Here is a 22,110-nt window from a genome sequence, read left to right as displayed (position 1 = left end):
CCGATGACGCTGACGGAGCTTCGATATATTGTCACTCTGGCCCAGGAGCAGCACTTTGGCCATGCCGCCGAGCGCTGTTTTGTCAGCCAGCCGACACTGTCGATTGCAGTCAAGAAGCTTGAGGAAGAACTGGGGGTTGCGCTGTTCGAACGCAGCAAGAATGCCGTGCGGGTGACCCCGGTGGGCGAGAAGGTGGTCCGTCAGGCCCAGACTGTTCTGGAGCAGGCCGAAGCGGTGCGAGAGCTGGCGCGTGAAGGCAAGGACCAGTTGGCCAGTCCTCTTCGCATTGGTGCCATCTACACCATCGGCCCTTACCTGTTTCCGCAGCTGATCCCGCAGATTCAACGGTTGGCACCCAACATGCCGCTGTATATCGAAGAGAATTTTACCGAGAACTTGCGTACCAAAATTCGCAACGGTGAACTGGATGCGATCATCGTTGCACTGCCGTTCCACGAGTCTGATGTGCTGACGCGTCCGCTCTATGATGAGCCGTTTATGATGGTAATGCCCAAGGGGCATGAGTTGGCCGGACAGCAGGAGATCGACTCTCGACAGATGAATGAAATTCGCATGCTGTTGCTGGGTGAAGGGCATTGCTTCCGTGATCAGGTATTGGAAGCCTGTCCGACGCTGAACCAGTCCTTTCATGATCAGCATACAGTCACCGAAGGCAGCTCGCTGGAAACCATCCGCATGATGGTGGCGTCTGGGCTGGGAACCAGCGTGTTGCCGCTGTCAGCCATCGAAAATCACCCCACTACTGAACTGATTGAAGTCAGGCCCTTCAAGCAGCCCCAGCCGATGCGTACGGTGGCAGTGGCCTGGCGAGCCAGCTTCCCCAGACCTCAGGCGATCGATGTGCTGGTGGAAGCAATTAATCATTGCAGCGTCAAGGTCAGCAAGGACAAGGGTAAAGCGTGAGTGTGGCAGGCGGTGTGCCGGTTACTGAGCTGAAAGGCGTCGGTACTGCGCTGGAGCTGAAGCTGGAGCGGCTGGGCATCCGTACGGTGCAGGACCTGATTCTACACCTGCCCAATCGCTATCAGGACCGTACCCGCGTTCTGCCGATCGGCTCATTGCGACCTGGCGATGAAGGCGTTGTTGAAGGCACGATTCGTGCGGCAGATATTGTACAGGGGCGTCGACGCAGCCTGCTGTGCCGGCTGCAGGATGGTACCGGCACATTGACGCTGCGGTTTTTTCATTTCAATGCGGCGCAGAAAAACAGCCTGTCGACAGGTAAACGACTGATCTGCTTTGGTGAGGCTCGTCCCGGCCCCGCCGGGCTGGAAATGGTACACCCTGAATACAAACTGCTGAAAACTGAAGGCGCTGCGCGGATGGCTGAAAGCCTGACGCCTGTGTATCCGCTGACGGAAGGGATGACGCAGAACCGTGTCCGTTCGTTAATTGCATTGGCACTGGAATGGATGGAACGGGAGGGGCTGGATGACCTGCTGCCTGAAGCCTTGCGATCGCGCTGGCAACTGCCCGATCTACAGCACTCAATCCGCTATCTGCATCATCCTCCGGTGGATGCGGATCAAGCATTGTTGCTGGAAGGTAAGCACCCCGCGCAGCGTCGGTTGGCGCTGGAGGAGTTGTTGGCGCACCATCTGTCACTGCAAAAAATACGTCGCCAGGTGCAGCAGCAGGGGGCGCCTCAGTTGCGTGCTACGGGTGAGTTGAGTCGCCCCTTTCTTGATCAGCTGCCGTTTTCACTCACGGCGGCACAGCTGCGAGTGGCCAGAGAAGTTGCCCGCGATCTGCAAAAACCGCTTCCCATGCTGCGTCTGGTACAGGGCGATGTGGGCTCCGGCAAGACCGTCGTTGCTGTGCTGGCGGCACTGCAGGCGGTGGAAAACGGCTTGCAGGCGGCGGTAATGGCGCCCACCGAAATCCTGGCTGAACAGCATCATCTGAATTTCAGCAATTGGCTGGAGCCACTGGGGATTCGAGTAGCCTGGCTGGCGGGCAAGGTGAAAGGCAAGGCACGTGAGGCTCAGCTGGCGGCCATTCGCACCGGCGAAGCACAGATCACCGTTGGCACCCATGCCCTGTTTCAGGAGGAGGTGGTGTTTGCCGATCTGGGTGTGGTGGTGATTGACGAGCAGCACCGTTTCGGCGTACATCAGCGCCTCAGTCTGCGTGAAAAGGGGCGTAACGGAGAACGCAGTCCGCATCAATTGATCATGACGGCAACGCCCATTCCCCGCACGCTGACCATGAGCGCCTATGCCGATCTGGACTGCTCCATCATTGATGAGCTGCCACCGGGACGCACACCGGTTCAGACTGTGGTGATTGCCGACTCGCGCCGGGATCAAGTGGTCGAGCGGGTGCGTCAGGCCTGCGAAGAGGGGCGACAGGCCTACTGGGTCTGCACGCTGATTGAAGAGTCGGAGGCACTGCAGTGTCAGGCGGCGGAAGTGGCGGCCGAGAGCCTTAAGGAAGCGTTGCCACAGTTGCGCATCGGGCTGGTACATGGTCGCATGAAGCCGGCCGAGAAGGCCGAGATCATGGCCCGCTTCAAGGCTGCCGAACTGGATCTGTTGGTGGCGACCACTGTGATCGAGGTGGGTGTGGATGTCCCCAACGCCAGTCTGATGATCATTGAAAACCCTGAACGGCTGGGGCTGGCGCAACTGCATCAGTTGCGTGGGCGGGTAGGGCGTGGCAGTGTCGAAAGCTTCTGTGTCCTGATGTACCATGCGCCGCTGTCGAAACAGGGGCGCGAGCGGCTGGCCGTGATGCGAGAGACCACCGATGGGTTTCGCATTGCCGAAAAGGATCTGGAACTGCGCGGGCCCGGCGAAGTGCTGGGTACACGTCAGACCGGCATGATGCAGTTTCGTATTGCTGACCTGCAGCGTGATGCCGACCTGTTGCCCAAAATACACCAGCTGGCAGCTGATCTTGAACAGCTGCCAGCACTGAATGAAAGCCTGATCCGGCGCTGGCTGGGCAGCGGAGAAGACTATGCACAGGTTTGATACCACCCGAACGCAACCGACCCCGGAACAGCTGCTGCTGATTGAGCGCCAGATCGGACGCACGCCTCGAGGGATTGAAGCGATCGCCTGCCAGACAGAAACGGGTATTCCGCTGGTATTGCAGATGCGCAGCCTGCTGGGGGATACCCCTTTCCCGACGCTCTACTGGCTCAGCTCGAAGGACCTGGATGTGGCGATCAGTCGCATTGAGGCGAATGGTTGGGTCAAACAGATCGAGGAAGAGCTGCAGCAGAATGAAACACTGCGCGAGGCCTTTTACGCCCAGCAGCAGCGCTATGTGGAGCGTCGGCAGGCGTTGATGCGACCGGAAGATCGGGCGCGCATAGAGGAAAAGGGGCTTGCCGAGCTGTATACCCGCTATGGCATTGGCGGTATTGCACAGTGGGACAAGGTACGCTGCCTGCACATGCAGTATGCACACTGGCTGGCGGAAGGGGACAACGTAATCGGTGAAAGGCTGGAGCAGGAATTTGAACTCAGCCGGACCGAAATCCGGCTGTAAACAATGCTGCTGGCGTGTATGAACTCACGCCCTGCACCTGACCTCAGTTGCCGGTCAGTTTGTGGTACTTGTCCATCAGCATGTCTTCGGTTTCGACGTGGTCCGGATCTTTCGGAATACAGTCAACCGGGCATACTTCAACGCACTGCGGCGTGTCATAGTGACCGACACACTCTGTGCACTTGCCCGGGTCGATTTCGTAAATTTCATCACCCGGAGAGATTGCCTCGTTGGGGCATTCCGGCTCGCATACATCACAGTTGATGCATTCGTCAGTAATCATCAATGCCATGACTGGCTACCTCACTCGCTCTGACAGGTTCGTTATTTCTGGCTCTGGTGCTGCTTCAGTGCACTGGCAACCGCCGGGTGTACAAACTGATCCACATCGCCACCCAGTGCCGCAATCTCGCGGATCAAGGTGGAAGAGATATAGGATAGATGCTCCGCCGGTGTCAGGAACAGGCTTTCAGCCTGAGGGGCCAGCTTGCGGTTCATGTTGGCCAGCTGAAACTCGTATTCGAAGTCGGATACGGCTCGCAGTCCGCGCAGGATAATGTTGGCCTGTTGATCGCGGACCAGATTTGCCAGCAGACAATCGAAGCCGATCACCTCCACATTGGGCAGGTGGGACAGCGCGGTTTTGGCCAGTTCAACCCGCTCATCCAAAGACAGCAACGGTTTTTTCTTGGGGCTGGCGGCTACAGCCACCACAACCCGGTCAAACAGACGCGAAGCGCGCCCAACCAGATCGGAGTGGCCATTGGTGATCGGGTCGAAGGTGCCTGGATAGATCGCCGTATTCATATCGGTTGCTGACCTTTGCATCATGTGGCAACACTGTTCGAGCGGATGTTAGCCCAATTGCGGGGGGCACACAAATAGATTAGAGGAATGATAGATAACAAAAAGGTTATTAAAATTCACCTTTTTATTTTTAAGGGTTATATACGTCCATGTCAATTATGACGCTTTTGTTAAACCCTTCGTAACCGGCTTGCGTGCCAGTACGACTACACTTAGGTTAGCTTGTTATCCATACCCCCTCAAATGTAAAAGTGTTAGGGAGCGGTACAACGACCATGGCCAGGCGTACACGGGAAGAAGCGGAACAGACGCGGCAGCAGCTGCTGGCAACGGGGCTGAAGCTGTTCAGTGAACAGGGGGTTGAAGCCACAACCTTGAAGCAGATTGCACAGGTAGCGGGCGTGACCCACGGAGCCTTGTATTGGCATTTTCGCAATCGAGCTGATCTGCTGCAGCAGATCCACCATGCCTGGATGCTGCCGTTCGAGCCGGTCTGGCTGGAGCAGTGTCAGGCGCTGCAACAGGATGCGCTGGCGGCCCTGAAGCTGTATCTGCTTGGCGTGTTGGACGGATTTGAGCAGGATGCCGAGGCATGTGCCCTGTATCGAGTGTTCTATCAGCCGGTGGTGCTGTGTAATGACCTGAAGCCTTTGTCTGACTCTCTGGAACAGAATCGTGAACTGTGGCTTGACCAGCTGCGCCGATTTCTGAAACAGGCACGCAAGCAGAAGCAGCTCAGAAAAAAGCCAGACCCTGTCGAGCTTGCCTTCACCTTGCAACAGGCCATGAACGGCTTGCTGCATGAATGGTTAAGAACCAGTCGCAGCTTTGGCCTTAAGGCGCGAGGGGAGCAGCTGGTAGAGCTGCTATTCGCTGGGCTGCCTTACAAATAGACGATAGGCGACTTGGCCGGCAGCTTTTTCCCGGTGTATAACCCAATTGGCCGGCAATGTATCCAGTGTCAGCGATTTTTCCGTCTCAATATAAATCATCGCTTCTTCACGCAGCAGGCTGCGACGTTCCAGCATTTCACAGATTGGTGCCACCAGCCCCTTGTGAAAGGGCGGGTCCATGAATACCAGGTCGTAGCGGGGTTCCTGATCCGGCTGGCGCCTGTCGAGCCAGTCGAGAGCCGATGCGGCGATGATCTCGGCGTTTTGCGCCTTGAGCAGATTGATATTGCTTCTAAGTTGACTCACCACTTCCGTGGCCTGATCCACAAAGGTTACCGAGGCGGCACCCCGAGACAGAGCCTCGATGCCCAGCGCGCCGCTGCCGCTGAAAAGGTCCAGGCAGCGTGCCCCCGGCAGGTAGCCCTGCAGCCAGTTGAACAGGGTTTCTCTGACTCGATCCGGTGTTGGCCTCAGTCCTTCTATTTCGGGAAAATTCAGTTTGCGTCCGCGCCATTCACCGCCAATGATACGCACCGTGGATGTATCGGTAACTCTGGTTTTTTGTGGGCGGTGGTTGTTGCGGCGCGGCATGGGCAGAGTCCTTGAAATTTAGTGCGGCAGAGAAAGGGTGTGATAGTAATCAGACAGCAGCTGTGACTGCAACCACTGCTGCATGGCGGACAATTCCAGTACTTCCAGCTGTGTGGGCAAGCGCTGCAGGCTGTCCGGAGGCAGTTGATACAGGGCCAGCAGGTCCATCCATTGCTGCTGCCCAGTATTGCCCTCCAGCTGTTTCAGCAGGGTCTGGCGTGCTGTTTCCACATTTTCTGGCTGTAGCTGCTGTGGCAGCCAGGCAGGGATCTCGGGCCACTGTTCGCCTTGCAGCAGTAATGTCACGAGCCCACCGCTTTGAGTCGCTTCCCAGCGCAGGCTGTACCCGGCCTGATGAGCGGGTGCGTCTGCCAGTTGCTGTTTCAACCATCGTGAAAGCGGCTGGACAACCAGCTCCCGCCCCAACAGCAGTTGTGCGAAGTCCTGTATCGATTTCACCTGAGGCAAAGTCCAGCGGTGCAGCTGTAGCTGGGCGTCTGCGGCTGGCGTAACCGGCAGCGGCTTCGGGCTCAGCATCAAATCCTCAAAGGGTGCCGATGATGGTGCCGGGTCAAATATGACGGACGACAATGACTGGTATTTAGGCCCGGTCAGGGTTATTCGCCAGTCTGACGGCTGCAGCTGCCGTGCATAATCAGCCAGCGGATCCAGCGAAAGGTGCTCATTGCTTGAAGGTGGACTGGCCAGCCAGACCTCTGCATTCTGCCTCATCATGTACTGTTCGGCCTGGGTACGCTGCAACAGCGCCGACCAGTCAACTGTGGGAGGTGTTTGCAGTTGCTGCAGCAGTTGTCGCACGTCACTATCGGCAAAGGGTCTGCCGCTTTTCAGCTGCAGCAACCGGTAGCCGGCATTCGACTGCACCTGTACCTCCCAGCCCTGAGCTGACAGCCAGTCACCCAGCTCATCCGGTTTTTGCAGGCGCATGATGCAGGCCTGTGTGATCAGACGCTGTCGCAGCTGGGTACTGGCGTCGAGTGCGGGTGGGTGCGGAGCGATCAGGTGCAGGCGGAACAGTGTCTGCTGTGGGATTACCTGCTGATAGATACGCCGATCCGAGTCGGCACTGATGACAGCTTCTGGCTGTGATTCTGGTCCCAACAGGGACAGCAACAGGATAACAACCGGCAGGACCCAGATCAGCAGTCGCAGCTGGCCCCGGCTTAACAGGGCTGAACGGCGGGATTTGCTTTCCATCATGCATCTCCGGGTTTGTCGGCGTTGGCTCTGTGCTAAGATAGCCAGCCTTGTTGATTCGTTTCATTCATGCCCGTCAGACGGGCTGTTACGGTGGATATTACAGACTATGGAAGCGCTCTACACCTGGATGGCCGATCGCGGTCTTGACCCTGCCACTTTGCCCTGGATTGCAGGGGTTTTTCTGGTCGTTTTGGTACTGGTGATTGCTCAGGTTTCAAAACGCCGCACGCAACGGCTGGAGCAGCAGGCTCAGGCGGATGCTCAGCGCAGGATTGAAGAGACCCGTGCCGCCGAAGTGGCAGAAGCCGAGAAGGTTGCGAAGCGTGAGGCCGAAGCGGCTGAAAAGGCCGAGCGTCAAAAGGCTGAACAGCAGGTAGCAAAAGAACAGGCTGCTGCCGAGGCGGCTGCAGAGGCTGAGCGCCGTGCGGCCGAGAAGGCCGAAGCGGAGGCCAAACAGCAGGCAGAGCAGGCTGCTGCAGAGGTGGCGCTCAAGGCAGAAGAGGAGGCGGCTCGACAGGCACGTGAAGTTGCGCGTCAGCAGGAAGCTGAAGCAGTGGCTCGTCAGGCGGAAGAAGCTGCTCGGAAGGCTGCAGAAGTCGCCGCCGAGGCCGAGCGCCAGGCGGCAGCTGAGCGGGCTGCGCAAGCGCAAGCGGAAATGCAGGCCGAAGAAGAGCGTCAGGCCGCTGAGGCTGCCGAAGCAGCAAAGCTGGCGGCAGAAGCACCCGAACAGCAGAAAAAGCGCCTGTTTGATCGCATCAAGTCTGGCCTTAGCCGTACCAAAGCGAACTTGACCGAGCAGCTGGGTGATCTGTTTCTCGGTGCCAAGGAAATTGATGACGACCTGCTCGAAGAGATCGAAACCACCCTTCTGATGGCGGATATTGGCGTTGAAGCCACCACCGAAATCATCGAGCGTCTGACGGATCGCGTCGAGCGCAAGCAGCTGAAGGATGCCGAAGCCCTGAAAGAGGCGCTCAAGCAGGAACTGGGAGAGCTGCTCGGTGGTGTTGAGCATCCGTTGCGTCTGCCAGAGAAGAAACCGGCTGTCATCCTGATGGTTGGTGTCAATGGCGTAGGCAAGACCACCACCATCGGCAAGCTGGCGAAAAAGTATCAGACTGAAGGCAAGTCGGTGATGCTGGCTGCGGGCGATACCTTCCGCGCTGCTGCCGTGGAGCAGCTGCAGGTATGGGGTGAACGCAACAGTGTTCCAGTGGTTGCTCAGCACACCGGTGCCGATTCCGCGTCAGTGATCTTTGATGCGTTGCAGTCCGCTCAGTCCAAGGGAGTCGATGTGCTGATCGCGGATACGGCGGGTCGACTGCAAAACAAGGATAACCTGATGCAAGAGTTGCAGAAGGTGGTACGCGTGATGCAGAAGCTCGACCCTGATGCTCCGCATGAAGTGATGCTGGTGCTGGATGCCGGTACTGGTCAGAACGCCATCAGCCAAGCCAAGCAGTTCAAGGAGTCGGTGGGCGTGACCGGTATCACGTTGACCAAGCTTGATGGTACCGCCAAGGGTGGCATCATCTTCGCCATCGCCAAGCAGTTTGGCCTGCCGATCCGATTTATCGGCGTGGGTGAGCAAGTCGATGATCTGCGCCCATTTGAAGCGGACGAGTTCGTACACGCTTTGTTCGATTGAGATTTCGCGATGGCAGCTATCCGGTTCAGTAACGTTTCCAAACGCTATGCCAGTGGTCAGGACGCCCTGCTCAACCTGGACTTCGAACTGGAGTCCGGCGAGATGGCGTTTCTCACCGGGCATTCAGGGGCGGGCAAAAGCACCCTGCTGAGGTTGATCATGCTGATGGAGCGGCCCAGTCGAGGTCAGATCTGGGTGGGACAACAGGACCTGTCCCGGCTGCACCGCTCGCAGATCCCCTATCTGCTGCGCCAGATCGGTGTGGTGTTCCAGAATCACCACCTGCTGTTTGACCGTTCGATCTTTGACAACGTGGCACTGCCGCTCCAGATCAGCGGCTATGACCCCGCCGATGCGGCCCGTCGTGTCAGGGCGGCACTGGACAAGGTTGGGTTACTGGCACGAGAAAAACACAATCCGATCACGCTATCGACCGGTGAACAGCAGCGAGTGGGCATTGCCCGTGCAATTGTGCACAAGCCCCGGCTGCTGCTGGCGGATGAGCCCACCGGTAACCTGGACCCACAACTGTCGGAAGATATCATGCGCCTGTTTGGCCAGTTCAATCAGGTGGGAACCACTGTTCTGATTGCCAGCCATGATCTGTCGCTGATCAACCGGATGAAACATCGCATGCTCACACTCAGAAACGGCAGGCTGGTGGCAGATGGCTAGAAAAGAAACACAGGCCCAGCCCCCTCGACGCGGTGCGCAGCAGCACCGTATTCAGTTTGCCGACCGCAGCCGCAGTTGGCGGCGCCATCATGCACTTGTAGCGCGTCAGGCACTGGTGCGTTTGCGGCAGACACCGGTGGCTTCGTTGATGACACTGGCGGTACTGGCGATTGCACTGGCACTGCCGGGGTTTTTGTTTACGGCACTGAGCAACCTGCAGACGCTGACCTCAGGCTGGGACCCGGAGCCACGAATTGCCCTGTACATGCAGACCGAGTTGAGTGATCAGTCGATCGACAGTTTCAGTCGTGAGCTGTTGCTGCGGGATGATTTGAGCTCGGTTGAGCTGATCAGCCGGGACAAGGGGCTTGAGGATTTCCGCAGTTATACTGCCTTTGCCGACCTGCTGGACTATTTTGATCACAACCCTCTGCCGGCGGTAATCATGGTGACGCCCCTGTCCAGTGACCCGGTCCAGCTGCCGCTGCTGCAGGCCGAACTGCAGGCGTTGCCGGGCGTGAATGAAGCTCAGCTGGATATGGAGTGGGTGCAGCGCCTCAATGCGATCATCGCCCTGGCCAAGCGCGGCAGCTATGTCCTTGGCGGCCTGCTTGCAATGGCGGTTCTGCTGGTGGTGGGCAATACCGTGCGCATGACCATCGAGAGCCGCCGTGACGAGATCATCGTCAGTAAGCTGGTTGGGGCGACCGATGCTTGGGTACGTCGGCCTTTCCTGTACAGTGGTTTTTGGTACGGACTGATCGGAGGCCTGCTGGCCTGGCTGCTGGTACAGCTGGCGCTGCTGATGCTGACCGCACCGGCGCAGGCCCTGGCCGATCTGTATCTGAACCGGTTTGAAGTCAGAGGGCTGGGATTGGTCGGGACGCTGAGCCTGTTGGCAACGGCTGCACTGCTGGGGCTTACCGGGTCATGGCTTGCGGTCACGCGTCACCTGAACGAGATCGAACCGGGAGATAACTGATCGCGTCTGGAGCAGGTCTGCAGGGCTTGCTCTGCGGACCATTTCACGTTAAGTTTTTCGGCCGCTTGTTTATGGCAGTGGCGCAGTGGAACTTTCGCGGCTATAAAAGGTCACTGTAACGAGCAATCAATCCTTGGGATTAACGTATTTTGCGAGGTCATTCCTAGATGGGCACAAGCTTGCAAGTTATTGAACATCTGTCACCGGGCCGTAATATCGATGCCTATGTTCAGACTGTGAGTGCGATTCCGATCCTCACTGCAGATGAGGAACGGGAGCTGGCGGAGCGTCTCCATTACCAGAGCGATCTTGAAGCGGCACGTCAGCTGGTCATGTCGCATCTGAGGTTTGTCGTACACATTGCACGCAGCTATTCCGGCTACGGTCTGCCGCTGGGTGACTTGGTTCAGGAAGGCAATGTGGGCCTGATGAAGGCCGTGAAGCGTTTCGACCCCACCATGGGTGTTCGTCTGGTGTCCTTTGCGGTGCACTGGATCAAGGCCGAGATGCATGAGTTCATCCTGCGCAACTGGCGCATCGTTAAAGTGGCGACCACCAAAGCGCAGCGCAAACTGTTCTTCAATCTGCGCTCACAGAAGAAGTCACTGAGCTGGATGAATAACGAAGAAGTGGATGCCATCGCAGCTGATCTGGGTGTTGATGCCAAGGTAGTACGCCAGATGGAAGGCCGCATGGCCTCCAATGACACCGCCTTTGACGCGTTGGCAAGCGAGGATGAAGACAGCCGTTACTTGGCCCCGTCTGCTTACCTGGAAGACCACTCGGCGGATCCTGCCATGCAGCTGGAAGAGTCCAACTGGGAGCAGGAGTCCCAGCGCAGGCTGATGAGCGCCATGGAGGGGTTGGACGAGCGCAGTCGCAATATTCTGGCTCGACGTTGGCTGGCTGACGAAAAGGCCACCCTGCATGAGCTGGCAGCTGAATATGGTGTGTCGGCCGAGCGCATCCGCCAGCTGGAAAAAAATGCCATGAAGAAAATTCGAGGTGCGATGCTGGAGGCATGAGCCCCGGTTTCGTGTCCATCTTAAAGCCGCCGCTGTGCGGCTTTTTTCATTTCAGGCAGGTGGCGCCAAACCGTTATAATGTCTGCTCAGGAGAGTCCGATGTCCGCGCGTTTTACACTGACAATCGCTGCAGTGCTGGGAGCCGTGGCTGTAGCACTGGGAGCCTTTGCCGCACATGGCCTGCGCAGTCAGCTGAGTGAGCGCTTACTGGAGGTGTTTCAGATCGGTGTGCAGTACCAGTTCTACCATGTGTTCGCACTCTTGCTGGTAGGGCTGTTGTTGCAGCGAGATGATAGCCGAGGTCTGCGTTGGGCTGCTGTGCTGTTCCTGCTGGGTATTCTGATCTTCAGTGGCAGCCTGTATGTGCTGGCATTGAGCGGCGTACATTGGCTGGGAGCCATCACACCGCTTGGCGGCAGCGCCTTCATTGCCGGTTGGCTGGTACTGGCCTTTTCGATCTATCAACAGGGTAAGAACAATGCAGATTCAGGTGAACGGTGAACCGCTTGAGGTGGCAGAACAGTCAAATCTGAGTGATCTGGTCGCTCAACTGGAGCTAAGTGGCAAGCGTATCGCGATCGAGCTGAATCTGGAGATCATTCCACGCAGCTCACATGCGGATACGCCACTTAAGGCGGGTGATCGGATCGAGATCGTGCATGCGATCGGCGGCGGCTGATGAAATAACCTTGCAACGGCACAGTACATAACCATTTTCATATCAGGGTACAGATGATGTCAGAACTGGAACACAACGATCCGCTGATCATTGCAGGACAATCCTTCAACTCCCGTTTGCTGGTTGGTACCGGCAAATACAAGGATATGGCTGAAACCGGTGCGGCGATTGCCGCCAGTGGTGCCGAGATCGTCACCATGGCCGTACGCCGCACCAATCTGGGCCAGAACCCGGACGAGCCCAACCTGCTCGACGTGATCAGCCCCGAACGCTACACCCTGCTGCCCAATACGGCAGGCTGCTATACCGCTGACGATGCCGTTCGCACCTGTCGTTTGGCCCGTGAACTGCTGGACGGCCATGATCTGGTCAAGCTGGAGGTGTTGGGTGATCAGAAAACCCTCTACCCCAACATCATCGAAACGGTGAAGGCGGCCGAAACCCTGGTCAATGATGGCTTCAAGGTGATGGTCTACACCAACGACGACCCGATTGTGGCAAAGCGCCTGGAAGAGATCGGCTGTGTGGCGGTAATGCCGCTGGGCTCGCTGATCGGCTCTGGACTGGGGATCCAGAACCCGCACAACATTCGCCTGATCATGGAGGAGGCGCGGGTGCCGATCCTGGTCGATGCCGGCATCGGTACGCCTTCGGAAGCGGCCATGGCGATGGAAATGGGCTGTGCCGGTGTGCTGGTTAACTCCGCCATTGCCGGTGCACAAAACCCGATACTGATGGCAAAAGCGATGCAGAAAGCGGTGCAGGCCGGTCGTGAAGCTCACTTGGCCGTGCGTATGCCGCGTCGAGCCTACGCCAGTGCTTCATCACCGCTGGATGGCGTGATCAGCAACTGATACCGAATCCGGGTGCCTGCAGGGGCGCCCGCAACAGACAGATACAAAATGACTGAAGAGCAGAAACCGCTGCGCCGTGTGCGCAGCTTTGTCGTGCGTGCCGGGCGCATGACCGAAGGTCAGCAGCGTTCACTGGATCAAAACTGGCCCCGTTATGGACTTGAGCTGGCGGATGGTCGCCTGGATTATGCCGAAGTGTTTGGTCGCGAGGCACCGGTGGTGTTGGAGATCGGCTTTGGCATGGGAGATTCCCTGATCGAAATGGCACGCCAGGCTCCGGAGAAGGACTTTATCGGCATTGAGGTGCATCCACCAGGTGTGGGACGCCTGCTGGCCCGTGCGGCCGAAGAGGAGCTGAGCAATATTCGCGTGTACTGCGATGATGCGATTGAGGTGTTGGAGCGCTGTATCCCCGATGCCAGCCTGGATACACTGCAACTGTTCTTCCCTGACCCATGGCCGAAAAAACGTCACCACAAACGCCGCATTGTACAGCCTGAATTTGCGCAGAAAATCCGGCAGAAGCTGACAATCGGTGGTTGTTTTCACATGGCCACTGACTGGGAAAACTACGCCGAGCACATGATGGAGGTGATGTCTGCAGCCGATGGATATCGCAATGCCGCCGGTACAGGGCAGTATTCACCTCAGCCGCAGTGGCGCCCGGTAACCAAGTTTCAAAGCCGCGGTGAGCGTCTGGGACATGGTGTCTGGGATCTGATCTTTGAGCGCGTCGATTGAGCGCAGTACGGGAGAGCAATGATGAGCGAAAATCTGACCGTCAACCGAGCAACACTGGACTATCGTGCGGCATTGAAGGCGGTTGCGGCCGCTGCCGAGCAGGCCGAAGCGCTGGGCGTGAATGTGAGCATTGCTCTGGTAGGGCGTTCCGGCCAGCCGCTGGCGCAGTTGAGCCTGAACGATGCACCGCCGCAGACGTCGTTGCTGGCGCTGCGCAAGGCGAGAACATCCGCCGGCTTCAAGGTGCCAAGCAACTTTTTCCGTGACAACAACTCGGATGATGTACATCTGCTGGCGGCACTGGATACCCACCCTGATCTGCTGATGTTGGGTGGCGGTCTGCCGATCATCCTCAATGGCGAATGTGTCGGTGCCGTGGGTGTATCGGGAGCCTCTCAGGCAGAGGACATCGCCTGCGCAGAAGCGGCGCTGGGGACGCTCGGAGCGAACGCCGACTGAAGTCGGCTTCGCCCGGATCAGGGAGGCTTATTCAACTCCCCGACCGTGATATCCCTTGCCATTGTGCCGATCACTCCGATCACGCATCTGCTCCAGTTTCTGCTCCTGTTCCGGGGTCAGAATGTCATACAGTGCTGCCTTGTGATCAGCGCGAGCCTGCATGTGCTTCGCCATCTGCTGCTGTGCCTGCTCAATATGCTGCTGCACCTGGCGACCATAGTCTTCCGCATTCGGATCCAGCCCTTGCAGCCCATTGCGTGCCATCGCTGAACGTTCTGGTCTGGTCTGCTGCTGCCACAGTGTCTTGATGGCGGCCTGCTGATCAGGTGTAAGTGCGAGCTTTTCGGTCATTCGCTCAAGCCGTTTTTCCGCCCGCTGCTCTTGTCGGCTGTCACGGTCACAGTTGCCCTTCTGGCCTGCAAACACCGCGACACTGCTGCCCAGCACCAGAGAGCCGGCGATCAGGCTGGTAATCAAGGAACGTGCTTTCATGTTTGTTCTCCACTTGTTGCATTCAGATGGCTGCAGTATGGCGCTGTGACAGGCAAAGTTGTGTGCCTGAAGCGTAAAGTTGGGTAAAGCTTTTCCGGTTGGCAGGGCGGGGGCATTATGATGTCAGCAGGAGGACAGGATGATGCAGTCGAAACAGATATTGCTGGTTGATGATGATGTCGAGCTGTGCGAGCTGCTGGCGGACTACCTGCGCCATGAAGGCTTTGAGTTGGAGTCGGTGCATGATGCCGAGGCGGCACTGGCCAGGCTGGCACAGGGCGTGCCTGACCTGATGGTGCTCGATATCATGATGCCCGGCCAGAGTGGGCTGGAGCTGCTGCAGCAGATGCGACCGCGATTCAAGCTGCCGGTTATCATGCTGACCGGGCGCGGCGATGATATCGACCGTATTGTCGGTTTGGAGATGGGTGCCGATGACTATCTGGCCAAACCCTGCAATCCGCGTGAACTGCTGGCTCGCATACGGGCTGTTCTGCGGCGCAGCCAAGGTAGCACAGCGACCGGCAGTATGCCGCAACACGTATTGTCGATGCAGGGGATCTGTCTGGACCCGGGCCTGCGTGAAGTAAAAGTCAATGATGAGGCGTTGGAGTTGACCAGCACGGAATTCAACCTGCTGGCACTGCTGATGCAAAACGCCGGACAGGTACTGGGCAAGGAACTGCTGACAGAACGGGTACTGCACCGCAAGTTGACGGCCTATGACCGGGCGATGGATGTTCACGTCAGTCGGGTTCGGCAGAAACTGGCGACGGCCTTTGGTGAGGAGTGCGATCTGATCAAGACAGTACGCGGTCAGGGCTACCAGTTTGTGCGGGAGGAGCTGTGACAACCCTCTTTCAGCGTCTGCAGTCTGGCCTGTCGCGGGTCTTGGCCAAAGGCTGGTTTCGGCAGCTGTTCTGGAAAATGTTTCTGGTGATCTGGCTGGTGAGTGCAATCGGCATGACCAGCGTATTTCTTTACCTCAGCAGTCGGGTGGACTCGGTGCATCGGCTGGAGGTGCTGGAAGCGCGTGCCCGGGGTCAGGCGCAGCTGATGCTGGAGCGGTATGAAGAGAATGACCCACGCTGGCTGCGAGAGGGACGGGACCACCATCGTGTGCGGTTGTGGATCTATCCGCAGGGCAGTGATCAACCGATCACAACCTGGCGGCGTGAGCCACCGGCTGATGCTTATGTGTTCAACCTGACATCGGACGCCGGGAGGGAGTACCGCGTGCATGTGCCACGTCCTCCCGATGGGGTATTCGCTGACCGCCTGCTGGGACGCCTGTTTTCGTTGCAGATGGGGTTGATACTGGTAGTTTCTTCACTCTCCGGGCTGTTGTTGAGTGCACTGGTGGTTCGACCGATCCGACGGTTGAGTCGACATGTGCATAACCTGCACCGGCAACAGGACTTGAGTCTCAGGGCCGATGACCGGCTCAGTCGGCGCCGAGATGAACTCGGTGAACTGAGTCGCGAGTTTGATCAGATGGCGGAATATGTTGAAACGACGCTACTGAACCAGCAACGACTGTTGCAGGACGTGTCACATGAATTACGGGCACCCCTGGCCCGGCTGCAGGCTGCGGCAGGGCTGGCTGAACAGCGCCTTGGCGATGACAACCCTCTGTCACGTCGAATCAACCGTGAGTGTGAGCGCTTGAATGGACTGATTGCGGAAATTGTCGGCTACACCCGACTGCAGCAGGCAGACAGCAACTTTGACACAGAGGTGTTCAGTGTAGAGACGTTGTTTGCCGAACTGGCTGCGGATGTGCATTTTCGGCAGCCTGACCGTCCCGTGCAGATCGCAGTACAGCCCCCGCAACTGAAATTGCACCTGCAACGCTCGCTGCTGCAAAGGGCCCTGCACAACGGGATTGATAATGCACTCAGGCATACACCGGAAACGGCGGCACTGAGGATCAGCGCCAGCCTTAACAATGATACGGTCGAAATTCGGCTGCGAGACCGGGGGCCAGGTGTCAGCCCCGACTTGCTGCCGAAACTGTTTGAGCCCTTTGTGCGGGGCAGTGGGGGGCATGGCGAGGGCTATGGGCTGGGGATGAGCATTGCTCAGCGAGCCATCGTGCAACTGGGCGGAGAGCTGCAGGCGCACAATCACCCGGACGAAGGTCTGGAGCTGATTATCCGCCTGCCCCTGAGTGTGCTGGCAAACTGACCAGCCTGACGGTTTCGCCAGCCTCTACCTCCAGGCAGGCCGCCAACTCGGGGCTGACACGGACCCGGTTAAGGCTGGGATTAAGGCGTGCCTGAGTACAGCGAAAGCCTTGGCAACGGGTATTGCTGATCAGAAAATCGCGAGCATCAGGCGGTACCGGAGCCGTATCAATGACTACTTCGGCTCGGCGGCTGCGACGGATGGCCCGTACTTCGTTCGGCCGGGCCGCCAGTGTCGGGCCAGCATCAAAAATATCTACGTAGTTTTCATAACGGAAGCCTTCAGATTGCAGCAGGCGGCAGGCCGGTTCGGTATTGGGGTGTACCCGGCCGATTACCGCCTGAGCCTCTTCAGGCAGCAGGTGGATATAGATCGGGTGCTTTGGCATCAACTCGGCGATCACCACCTTATTGCCAGAACCGGTCAGGAAATCTGCCTGCTGGTACTGCATGGAGAAAAAGTGCTGCCCCAGCCCCTCCCAAAAAGGGTTTCTGTCATGCTGATCGGTAAAACCGCGCATCTCGGCAATGATCCGATCTGCAAAGCGCTGCGAGTGTTCGGCCATGAACAGAAAGCGGGACCGCGACAACAGCCCGCCGCCACCACGGCCTCGGTAATCCGGTCGAAGGAACAGCGAACACAGCTCGCTGCTGCCAGTGTAGTCATTACACAGATAGAGGGTCTGAAATTCGTTGTGGATATTGAACTGGTGTGACGCATGCACAATGGTACCAATGTGATAGTGATACCAGGGTGCGTCCAGACCAACAGCGGCGGTGACGCCACAGGTACCGAGTACCTCGCCGGTGCCGGTTTCCTCCATTACGAACAGGTAGGTGACCGGCAGCGGCTTTTTCTCCGTGCTGCGCAGAGCCTCGACCGAGCGTTCGATTTTTTGTGCCAGCAGTTCAGCATCATTGGGCAACGAGGTGAACCCCGTGCCTGACTCGGTTGCCACGGTTTGCAGCAGTGCATGGTCATCCATGTCGATGGGTCTTATTCTGAGCATCGAGCCTCCAGCATGGTACCGTTCAGCCTGAGTATAGTCAGCCTGGACACAATGGTCAGGTCCCTGCATGGTGCAGGGGGCTTGGGGGCGCTATGATAAACAAGACTGCAGCAAGAGGATTCACTATGCGCAAAACAATACTTGGCATGCTGTTCGGTGCTTTATTGGTACTCACCGGTGCCAGCGCACTGACCGCTTGCAGCACCATTGAAGGTGCAGGCAAGGATATTGAAAAAGCCGGTTCGGCAATCAAGGAAGCAGCACGCAAGTCTCAGTGATGCTTGGTCAGGTCCCGTGTGACCAACGTTGTTGTAGCTGGCTAAAGGGCACGGGGCGACTGAAATAGAAGCCCTGTCCCGTGCGGCATCCCTGCTGCAGCAGGAACTGTTGCTGCTGTTCGGTCTCGATACCTTCAGCGATCACGTCCAGCCCCAGCTGGCGGGCCATCAGGATGATGGTGGAGGTGATCGCCACGTCATCACGGTCCCCCGGAATATCCTGCACAAACGAGCGGTCGATCTTGAGCTGGTTGACCTCAAGCTTCTTCAAATAGTTTAGTGATGAGTAGCCGGTGCCAAAATCGTCCACCGCGATGGTAATACCACGACGGCGCAGTTGGCGCAGAATATCGTTGATATGACCGAAATTGTTGACCAACAGGCTCTCGGTAATCTCCAGCTCAAGATAATTCCCGGGCAGGCCCGTATCAGCGAGGATCTGGTCGACCTGCAAGATCAGTTCAGAGTCTTCAAATTGCCGTGCCGAAAGGTTTACTGCCATACGAAAGGGGCGCGTGTACAGACGGCGGATGCGCGCGGCGGTCTGGCAAGCTTGCTCCAGCACCCAGCGCCCGATGGGCAAAATCATGCCGGTTTCTTCGGCGATGGGGATGAACTCGTCAGGGGGGATGTTGCCATCAATTGGGTGCTGCCAGCGCAGCAGTGCTTCCATACCGATTATCTGTCCACTGCTCAGGTCAACCTGAGGCTGATAGTGCAGGTGTAACTCGCCCTGTTCCAGTGCGTGGCGCAGGTCATGTTCCAGTGTCAGCGTACGTCGTGCTTCCGTGTTCATGCTGTGATTGAAAAAGGCAAAGGTGTTGCGACCCGCACGTTTGGCCCGGTACATGGCCAGATCAGCGTTGCGCAGCAGTCCGCTGTTATCGCAGGCGTCGATACCGATCAGGGTGATGCCGATACTGGCACTGGTCTGCAGCTCATGGGTACCGATATCCATCGGCTGCGACAGCAGCGCGATCATTTCACTGACCCGCTCGCGGAGGGTATCGAGGCTGTCCAGATTATCAATCAGAATTGAAAACTCGTCGCCGCCAAGGCGGAATACCCGGTCCTGCTCGGGAATGCAGAAGCGCAACCGGTTGGCCACGGTTTTCAGCATCAAGTCGCCCGCCTCATGTCCCATTGTATCGTTTACCTTCTTGAAGTGATCAAGATCGATCAGCAGCAGAGCACGATACTGCTCTGAGGGCTGTTCCAGTAGTTGATCAAGATGCTGGCGGAAGGCGCGGCGATTGCCCAATTCTGTGAGTGGGTCAAAATAGGCCAGCTGCTCCAGCTGACTCTGGTACTCCTTCAGCTGGGTGATGTCATCCCCTACGGAAACCAGGTGTGTAATGGAACCCTTTTCATTGCTGATCGGGGCAATCGACTGCATCGACCAGTACAGCGAGCCATCCTTGCGTCGGTTACGCAGGGTGCCGCGCCATTTGCGATTGGCGCGAATGGTGCGCCACAGATCACGATAGGTGGTGGGGTCGGTTTCGCCCGAGCGCAGGAGTGCCGGTGTCTGGCCCAGTACTTCCTGCAGACTGTAGCCGGTGATGTCACAGAAACGGGAATTGACGTACTCGATGCGGCCGCTGATATCCGTAATGACCACGGCACTGCCGCTGTTCTCGACCGCGCTGGACAGCTGGCGCAGCTCCAGCTCACGCTGATGATACTGCTGTTCGTCAATCGCCAGTACCAGGCAGCCGCACACTTTGCGCTGCTCGTCGTACAGCACGGAAGCATTTAGTTGAAGAGAAAAGCTATGGTGCTGATGCCGACCGCGAAACAGCGACAGGGAAAAGGCGTGCTGGCGACCGCTGGCCAAATGGGCCAGGTTCTTTTTCAGCAACGATCCCAACGGTGCCTGCAGGAAAAGATCCTGTGGCAGCTCGCCCTCTGTATGGTGCAACAGACGCCGCAGTGTGCGGTTGCTATAGTGGCAGCAGCCATCAAGGTCGAGCAGACAAATGCCGGCTGGTGAGTGCTCCAGAGCCGGCAGTAGCTGTGCGACAAGCGCCGAGTTACAAGGTAGCGTGTTGGCCATGACAGGGCGCCATTTGCTGCTGGTCCATCAGAATACCCCTAGTCTTTGTATAAAAAAGCATCATGGCAGGAGAAAGCGGGGTTGGCAACGGTTATGGTGATTCAGAATAGAGACGTTTATGAGGAGGGATGATCTTGGTAGTGTATTGAATGCCCGACAATAATGTCGGGCATTGGTTATCAGAGAGCGTCCGGGCCTGCTTCACCGGTACGGATACGGATCACCTGCTCCAGCGGCATGACAAAAATCTTGCCGTCGCCAATCTTGCCGGTATTGGCGGTTTTGCTGACCGCTTCAATCACTTGATCCAGCATGTCGTCATCAATGGCCACTTCAATCTTGACCTTGGGCAGGAAGTCGACAACATATTCGGCGCCTCGGTAAAGTTCGGTGTGGCCCTTCTGGCGGCCAAAACCCTTGACCTCGGTGACGGTCACACCCTGAATGCCGATATCGGACAGGGCTTCACGAACGTCATCCAGCTTGAACGGCTTGATGACCGCGGTGACGAGTTTCATCATTCAAGTCCTCATGATCTGTGGTAATCCCACGGAGCTCCGGCCGAAAGGTCGGCGGAGAAACCAGTGGCGTCAGTATACCCATAATCAAAAGGCCGCGCATATCGGCGCAGCCTGAAAAACACGCGGGAGGCATGCTTGCCTCCCGGAGTTTTGATCTTATTTCTTGCCACCGGAGAACTCGGGGTAGGCTTCCATGCCGCACTCGGCCAGGTCAACCCCTTCGTACTCTTCCTCTTCGCTGACACGGATGCCCATGATCGCCTTGAGGATGAACCATACCACCAGACTGGCGATGAAGACCCAGCCGAAGATGGACACGATACCCAGCAGCTGTGCACCGTAGCTGGCATCAGCGTTGCTCAGCGGTACCGCCAGCAGACCCCAGATACCCACTACACCGTGAACGGAGATGGCACCGACTGGATCGTCGATACGCAGCTTGTCCAGGGTTACGATGGAGAACACCACCAGTGCACCACCGACCGCACCGATCAGGCTGGATGCCAGAGCGGACGGGCTCAGCGGATCAGCAGTGATCGCTACCAGGCCAGCCAGTGCACCGTTCAGCGCCATGGTCAGGTCAGCCTTGCGGAACCACAGGCGGGCCAGGATCAGGGCTGCAATTACACCGCCGGCAGCAGCTGCGTTGGTGTTCACGAAGACCTGAGCGACTGCGTTGGCTTCACCCACATCAGACAGTTTCAGTTCGGAACCGCCGTTGAAGCCGAACCAGCCCAGCCACAGGATGAAGGTACCCAGCGTGGCCAGCGGCAGGTTGGCACCCGGGATCGCATTGATCTCGCCGTTCTTGCCGTATTTGCCTTTACGAGCTCCCAGTACCAATACACCAGCAAGTGCAGCGGAGGCGCCTGCCATGTGTACGATGCCGGAGCCAGCGAAGTCGAAGAAGCCCGCTTCACTCAGGAAACCGCCACCCCAAGTCCAGTAGCCGGACGTCGGGTAGATGAAACCGGTCATGACCACAGCGAAGGCCAGGAATGCCCAGAGTTTCATGCGTTCTGCAACAGCACCGGAGACGATGGACATGGCTGTAGCCACGAACACTACCTGGAAGAAGAAGTCGGAGCGGGCTGAGTAGTAGGGCGCATCATCGCCACCGGCCAACACCGCATCAACACCGTTCTCGTCGCCGATCAGGGCGCCAAGGCTTGGAATGATGCCGCCTTCGTCAGAGCTGTACATCAGGTAGTAGCCACACAGCAGGTACATGGTACAGGCGATGGCATAGAGCGCGATGTTTTTGGTCAGAATCTCGGTGGTGTTCTTGGCACGCACCAGGCCCGCTTCCAGCATCGCAAAACCGGCCGCCATCCACATCACCAGTGCACCGCACATGAGGAAGTAGAAGGTATCGACCGCATATTTCAGCTGGGTCAAATCCCCGGCTGTCGCATTGAGTAGTTCTTCCATTGTTTTATCCTCCAGAGAGATAAAAAACGTCGATTGTCAGGC

At 57.6% G+C, this 22,110-nt stretch carries 25 protein-coding genes; 16 read left to right on the top strand and 9 right to left on the bottom strand.

The annotated features are described in order from the left end of the window. Positions 1-3 precede the first annotated feature (3 nt). The 3 genes from CFI10_RS18605 to CFI10_RS18595 are packed head-to-tail and all read left to right on the top strand — an operon-like array spanning position 4 to position 3,519. Positions 4-924, top strand: a complete 921-nt coding sequence (locus CFI10_RS18605) for a hydrogen peroxide-inducible genes activator (RefSeq protein WP_091826171.1) — start codon at positions 4-6, stop codon at positions 922-924. After that, positions 921-2,996: an ATP-dependent DNA helicase RecG gene (gene recG / locus CFI10_RS18600; RefSeq protein WP_206837509.1), complete on the top strand. Its 2,076-nt coding sequence runs from the start codon at positions 921-923 to the stop codon at positions 2,994-2,996. Before CFI10_RS18605 ends, recG begins: the two co-directional genes overlap by 4 nt. After that, a complete protein-coding gene (locus CFI10_RS18595; protein WP_206837506.1) occupies positions 2,983-3,519 on the top strand; it encodes a DUF501 domain-containing protein in 537 nt (178 codons plus the stop codon). The genes recG and CFI10_RS18595 overlap by 14 nt, the downstream gene beginning before the upstream one ends. A gap of 43 nt (positions 3,520-3,562) precedes the next feature. Here CFI10_RS18595 and CFI10_RS18590 read toward each other — a convergent pair whose 3' ends face one another. Both CFI10_RS18590 and coaD read right to left on the bottom strand, forming a co-directional pair. Further along, positions 3,563-3,811, bottom strand: coding sequence for a YfhL family 4Fe-4S dicluster ferredoxin (locus tag CFI10_RS18590; RefSeq protein ID WP_091826167.1), 249 nt, complete (start codon positions 3,809-3,811; stop codon positions 3,563-3,565). 32 nt (positions 3,812-3,843) lie between these two features. Then, positions 3,844-4,326: a pantetheine-phosphate adenylyltransferase gene (gene coaD, locus CFI10_RS18585; RefSeq protein ID WP_091826165.1), complete on the bottom strand. Its 483-nt coding sequence runs from the start codon at positions 4,324-4,326 to the stop codon at positions 3,844-3,846. 275 nt (positions 4,327-4,601) lie between these two features. Here coaD and CFI10_RS18580 point away from each other — a divergent pair, with 275 nt between their 5' ends. Continuing rightward, positions 4,602-5,219 (top strand): TetR family transcriptional regulator, encoded by a 618-nt coding sequence (locus tag CFI10_RS18580; protein WP_206837503.1) that lies wholly within the window; start codon positions 4,602-4,604, stop codon positions 5,217-5,219. Here the strand turns inward: CFI10_RS18580 and rsmD are convergent. Both rsmD and CFI10_RS18570 read right to left on the bottom strand, forming a co-directional pair. Continuing rightward, positions 5,193-5,810, bottom strand: a complete 618-nt coding sequence (gene rsmD, locus CFI10_RS18575) for a 16S rRNA (guanine(966)-N(2))-methyltransferase RsmD (protein WP_206837501.1) — start codon at positions 5,808-5,810, stop codon at positions 5,193-5,195. The genes CFI10_RS18580 and rsmD overlap by 27 nt on opposite strands. A gap of 18 nt (positions 5,811-5,828) precedes the next feature. Then, positions 5,829-7,031: a hypothetical protein gene (locus CFI10_RS18570; RefSeq protein WP_206837495.1), complete on the bottom strand. Its 1,203-nt coding sequence runs from the start codon at positions 7,029-7,031 to the stop codon at positions 5,829-5,831. 106 nt (positions 7,032-7,137) lie between these two features. Between CFI10_RS18570 and ftsY the strand changes: the two genes are divergently transcribed. From ftsY to CFI10_RS18525, 9 genes are all read left to right on the top strand, one after another. Beyond that, positions 7,138-8,679 (top strand): signal recognition particle-docking protein FtsY, encoded by a 1,542-nt coding sequence (gene ftsY, locus CFI10_RS18565; protein WP_242530057.1) that lies wholly within the window; start codon positions 7,138-7,140, stop codon positions 8,677-8,679. A 9-nt stretch (positions 8,680-8,688) separates the two neighbouring features. Further along, a complete protein-coding gene (gene ftsE, locus CFI10_RS18560) occupies positions 8,689-9,354 on the top strand; it encodes a cell division ATP-binding protein FtsE (RefSeq protein WP_206837493.1) in 666 nt (221 codons plus the stop codon). Continuing rightward, positions 9,347-10,336 (top strand): permease-like cell division protein FtsX, encoded by a 990-nt coding sequence (ftsX, locus tag CFI10_RS18555; protein ID WP_091826156.1) that lies wholly within the window; start codon positions 9,347-9,349, stop codon positions 10,334-10,336. Before ftsE ends, ftsX begins: the two co-directional genes overlap by 8 nt. Before the next feature lie 167 nt (positions 10,337-10,503). Beyond that, positions 10,504-11,361 carry an RNA polymerase sigma factor RpoH gene (gene rpoH / locus CFI10_RS18550; RefSeq protein WP_091826154.1) on the top strand — a complete coding sequence of 286 codons (858 nt, stop codon included), beginning with the start codon at positions 10,504-10,506 and terminating at the stop codon, positions 11,359-11,361. A 99-nt stretch (positions 11,362-11,460) separates the two neighbouring features. Continuing rightward, positions 11,461-11,862, top strand: a complete 402-nt coding sequence (locus tag CFI10_RS18545) for a DUF423 domain-containing protein (RefSeq protein WP_206837490.1) — start codon at positions 11,461-11,463, stop codon at positions 11,860-11,862. Beyond that, positions 11,840-12,040 (top strand): sulfur carrier protein ThiS, encoded by a 201-nt coding sequence (gene thiS, locus CFI10_RS18540; protein ID WP_091826150.1) that lies wholly within the window; start codon positions 11,840-11,842, stop codon positions 12,038-12,040. Before CFI10_RS18545 ends, thiS begins: the two co-directional genes overlap by 23 nt. 56 nt (positions 12,041-12,096) lie before the next feature. Continuing rightward, complete coding sequence (locus CFI10_RS18535) at positions 12,097-12,894, top strand: thiazole synthase (RefSeq protein WP_206842294.1); 798 nt, start codon at positions 12,097-12,099, stop codon at positions 12,892-12,894. A 48-nt stretch (positions 12,895-12,942) separates the two neighbouring features. Next, positions 12,943-13,635, top strand: a complete 693-nt coding sequence (trmB, locus tag CFI10_RS18530; RefSeq protein WP_091826147.1) for a tRNA (guanosine(46)-N7)-methyltransferase TrmB — start codon at positions 12,943-12,945, stop codon at positions 13,633-13,635. 18 nt (positions 13,636-13,653) lie between these two features. After that, a complete protein-coding gene (locus tag CFI10_RS18525) occupies positions 13,654-14,094 on the top strand; it encodes a GlcG/HbpS family heme-binding protein (RefSeq protein ID WP_091826145.1) in 441 nt (146 codons plus the stop codon). A 27-nt stretch (positions 14,095-14,121) separates the two neighbouring features. On the opposite strand, the gene CFI10_RS18520 is transcribed toward CFI10_RS18525, so the two are convergent. Continuing rightward, a complete protein-coding gene (locus tag CFI10_RS18520; RefSeq protein ID WP_206837488.1) occupies positions 14,122-14,586 on the bottom strand; it encodes a Spy/CpxP family protein refolding chaperone in 465 nt (154 codons plus the stop codon). Between the two features lie 139 nt (positions 14,587-14,725). Here CFI10_RS18520 and CFI10_RS18515 point away from each other — a divergent pair, with 139 nt between their 5' ends. Then, positions 14,726-15,436 carry a response regulator transcription factor gene (locus CFI10_RS18515; RefSeq protein ID WP_277987732.1) on the top strand — a complete coding sequence of 237 codons (711 nt, stop codon included), beginning with the start codon at positions 14,726-14,728 and terminating at the stop codon, positions 15,434-15,436. Next, positions 15,433-16,773 carry a HAMP domain-containing sensor histidine kinase gene (locus CFI10_RS18510; protein WP_206837485.1) on the top strand — a complete coding sequence of 447 codons (1,341 nt, stop codon included), beginning with the start codon at positions 15,433-15,435 and terminating at the stop codon, positions 16,771-16,773. The genes CFI10_RS18515 and CFI10_RS18510 overlap by 4 nt, the downstream gene beginning before the upstream one ends. On the opposite strand, the gene astA is transcribed toward CFI10_RS18510, so the two are convergent. Continuing rightward, on the bottom strand, positions 16,739-17,782 hold the full coding sequence (gene astA, locus CFI10_RS18505; protein ID WP_206837482.1) for an arginine N-succinyltransferase: 1,044 nt from the start codon (positions 17,780-17,782) through the stop codon (positions 16,739-16,741). The two genes, CFI10_RS18510 and astA, sit on opposite strands and share 35 nt — an antisense overlap. 125 nt (positions 17,783-17,907) lie before the next feature. Between astA and CFI10_RS18500 the strand changes: the two genes are divergently transcribed. Continuing rightward, positions 17,908-18,060 carry an entericidin A/B family lipoprotein gene (locus CFI10_RS18500; protein ID WP_242530056.1) on the top strand — a complete coding sequence of 51 codons (153 nt, stop codon included), beginning with the start codon at positions 17,908-17,910 and terminating at the stop codon, positions 18,058-18,060. A 7-nt stretch (positions 18,061-18,067) separates the two neighbouring features. Here CFI10_RS18500 and CFI10_RS18495 read toward each other — a convergent pair whose 3' ends face one another. The 3 genes from CFI10_RS18495 to CFI10_RS18485 all read right to left on the bottom strand — a co-directional run bounded on the left by CFI10_RS18495 (position 18,068) and on the right by CFI10_RS18485 (position 22,068). Further along, positions 18,068-20,116, bottom strand: a complete 2,049-nt coding sequence (locus tag CFI10_RS18495; RefSeq protein WP_206837479.1) for a putative bifunctional diguanylate cyclase/phosphodiesterase — start codon at positions 20,114-20,116, stop codon at positions 18,068-18,070. Between the two features lie 179 nt (positions 20,117-20,295). Next, on the bottom strand, positions 20,296-20,634 hold the full coding sequence (glnK, locus tag CFI10_RS18490) for a P-II family nitrogen regulator (protein ID WP_091826224.1): 339 nt from the start codon (positions 20,632-20,634) through the stop codon (positions 20,296-20,298). 159 nt (positions 20,635-20,793) lie between these two features. After that, a complete protein-coding gene (locus CFI10_RS18485) occupies positions 20,794-22,068 on the bottom strand; it encodes an ammonium transporter (RefSeq protein ID WP_091826130.1) in 1,275 nt (424 codons plus the stop codon). Between the last annotated feature and the right edge of the window lie 42 nt (positions 22,069-22,110).

Origin of the sequence: Marinobacterium iners (assembly GCF_017310015.1) — a bacterium.
GTDB lineage: Bacteria > Pseudomonadota > Gammaproteobacteria > Pseudomonadales > Balneatricaceae > Marinobacterium > Marinobacterium iners.
The sequence above is the reverse complement of the archived record's forward strand: the minus strand, read 5'-3'. Positions and strand labels throughout refer to the sequence as shown.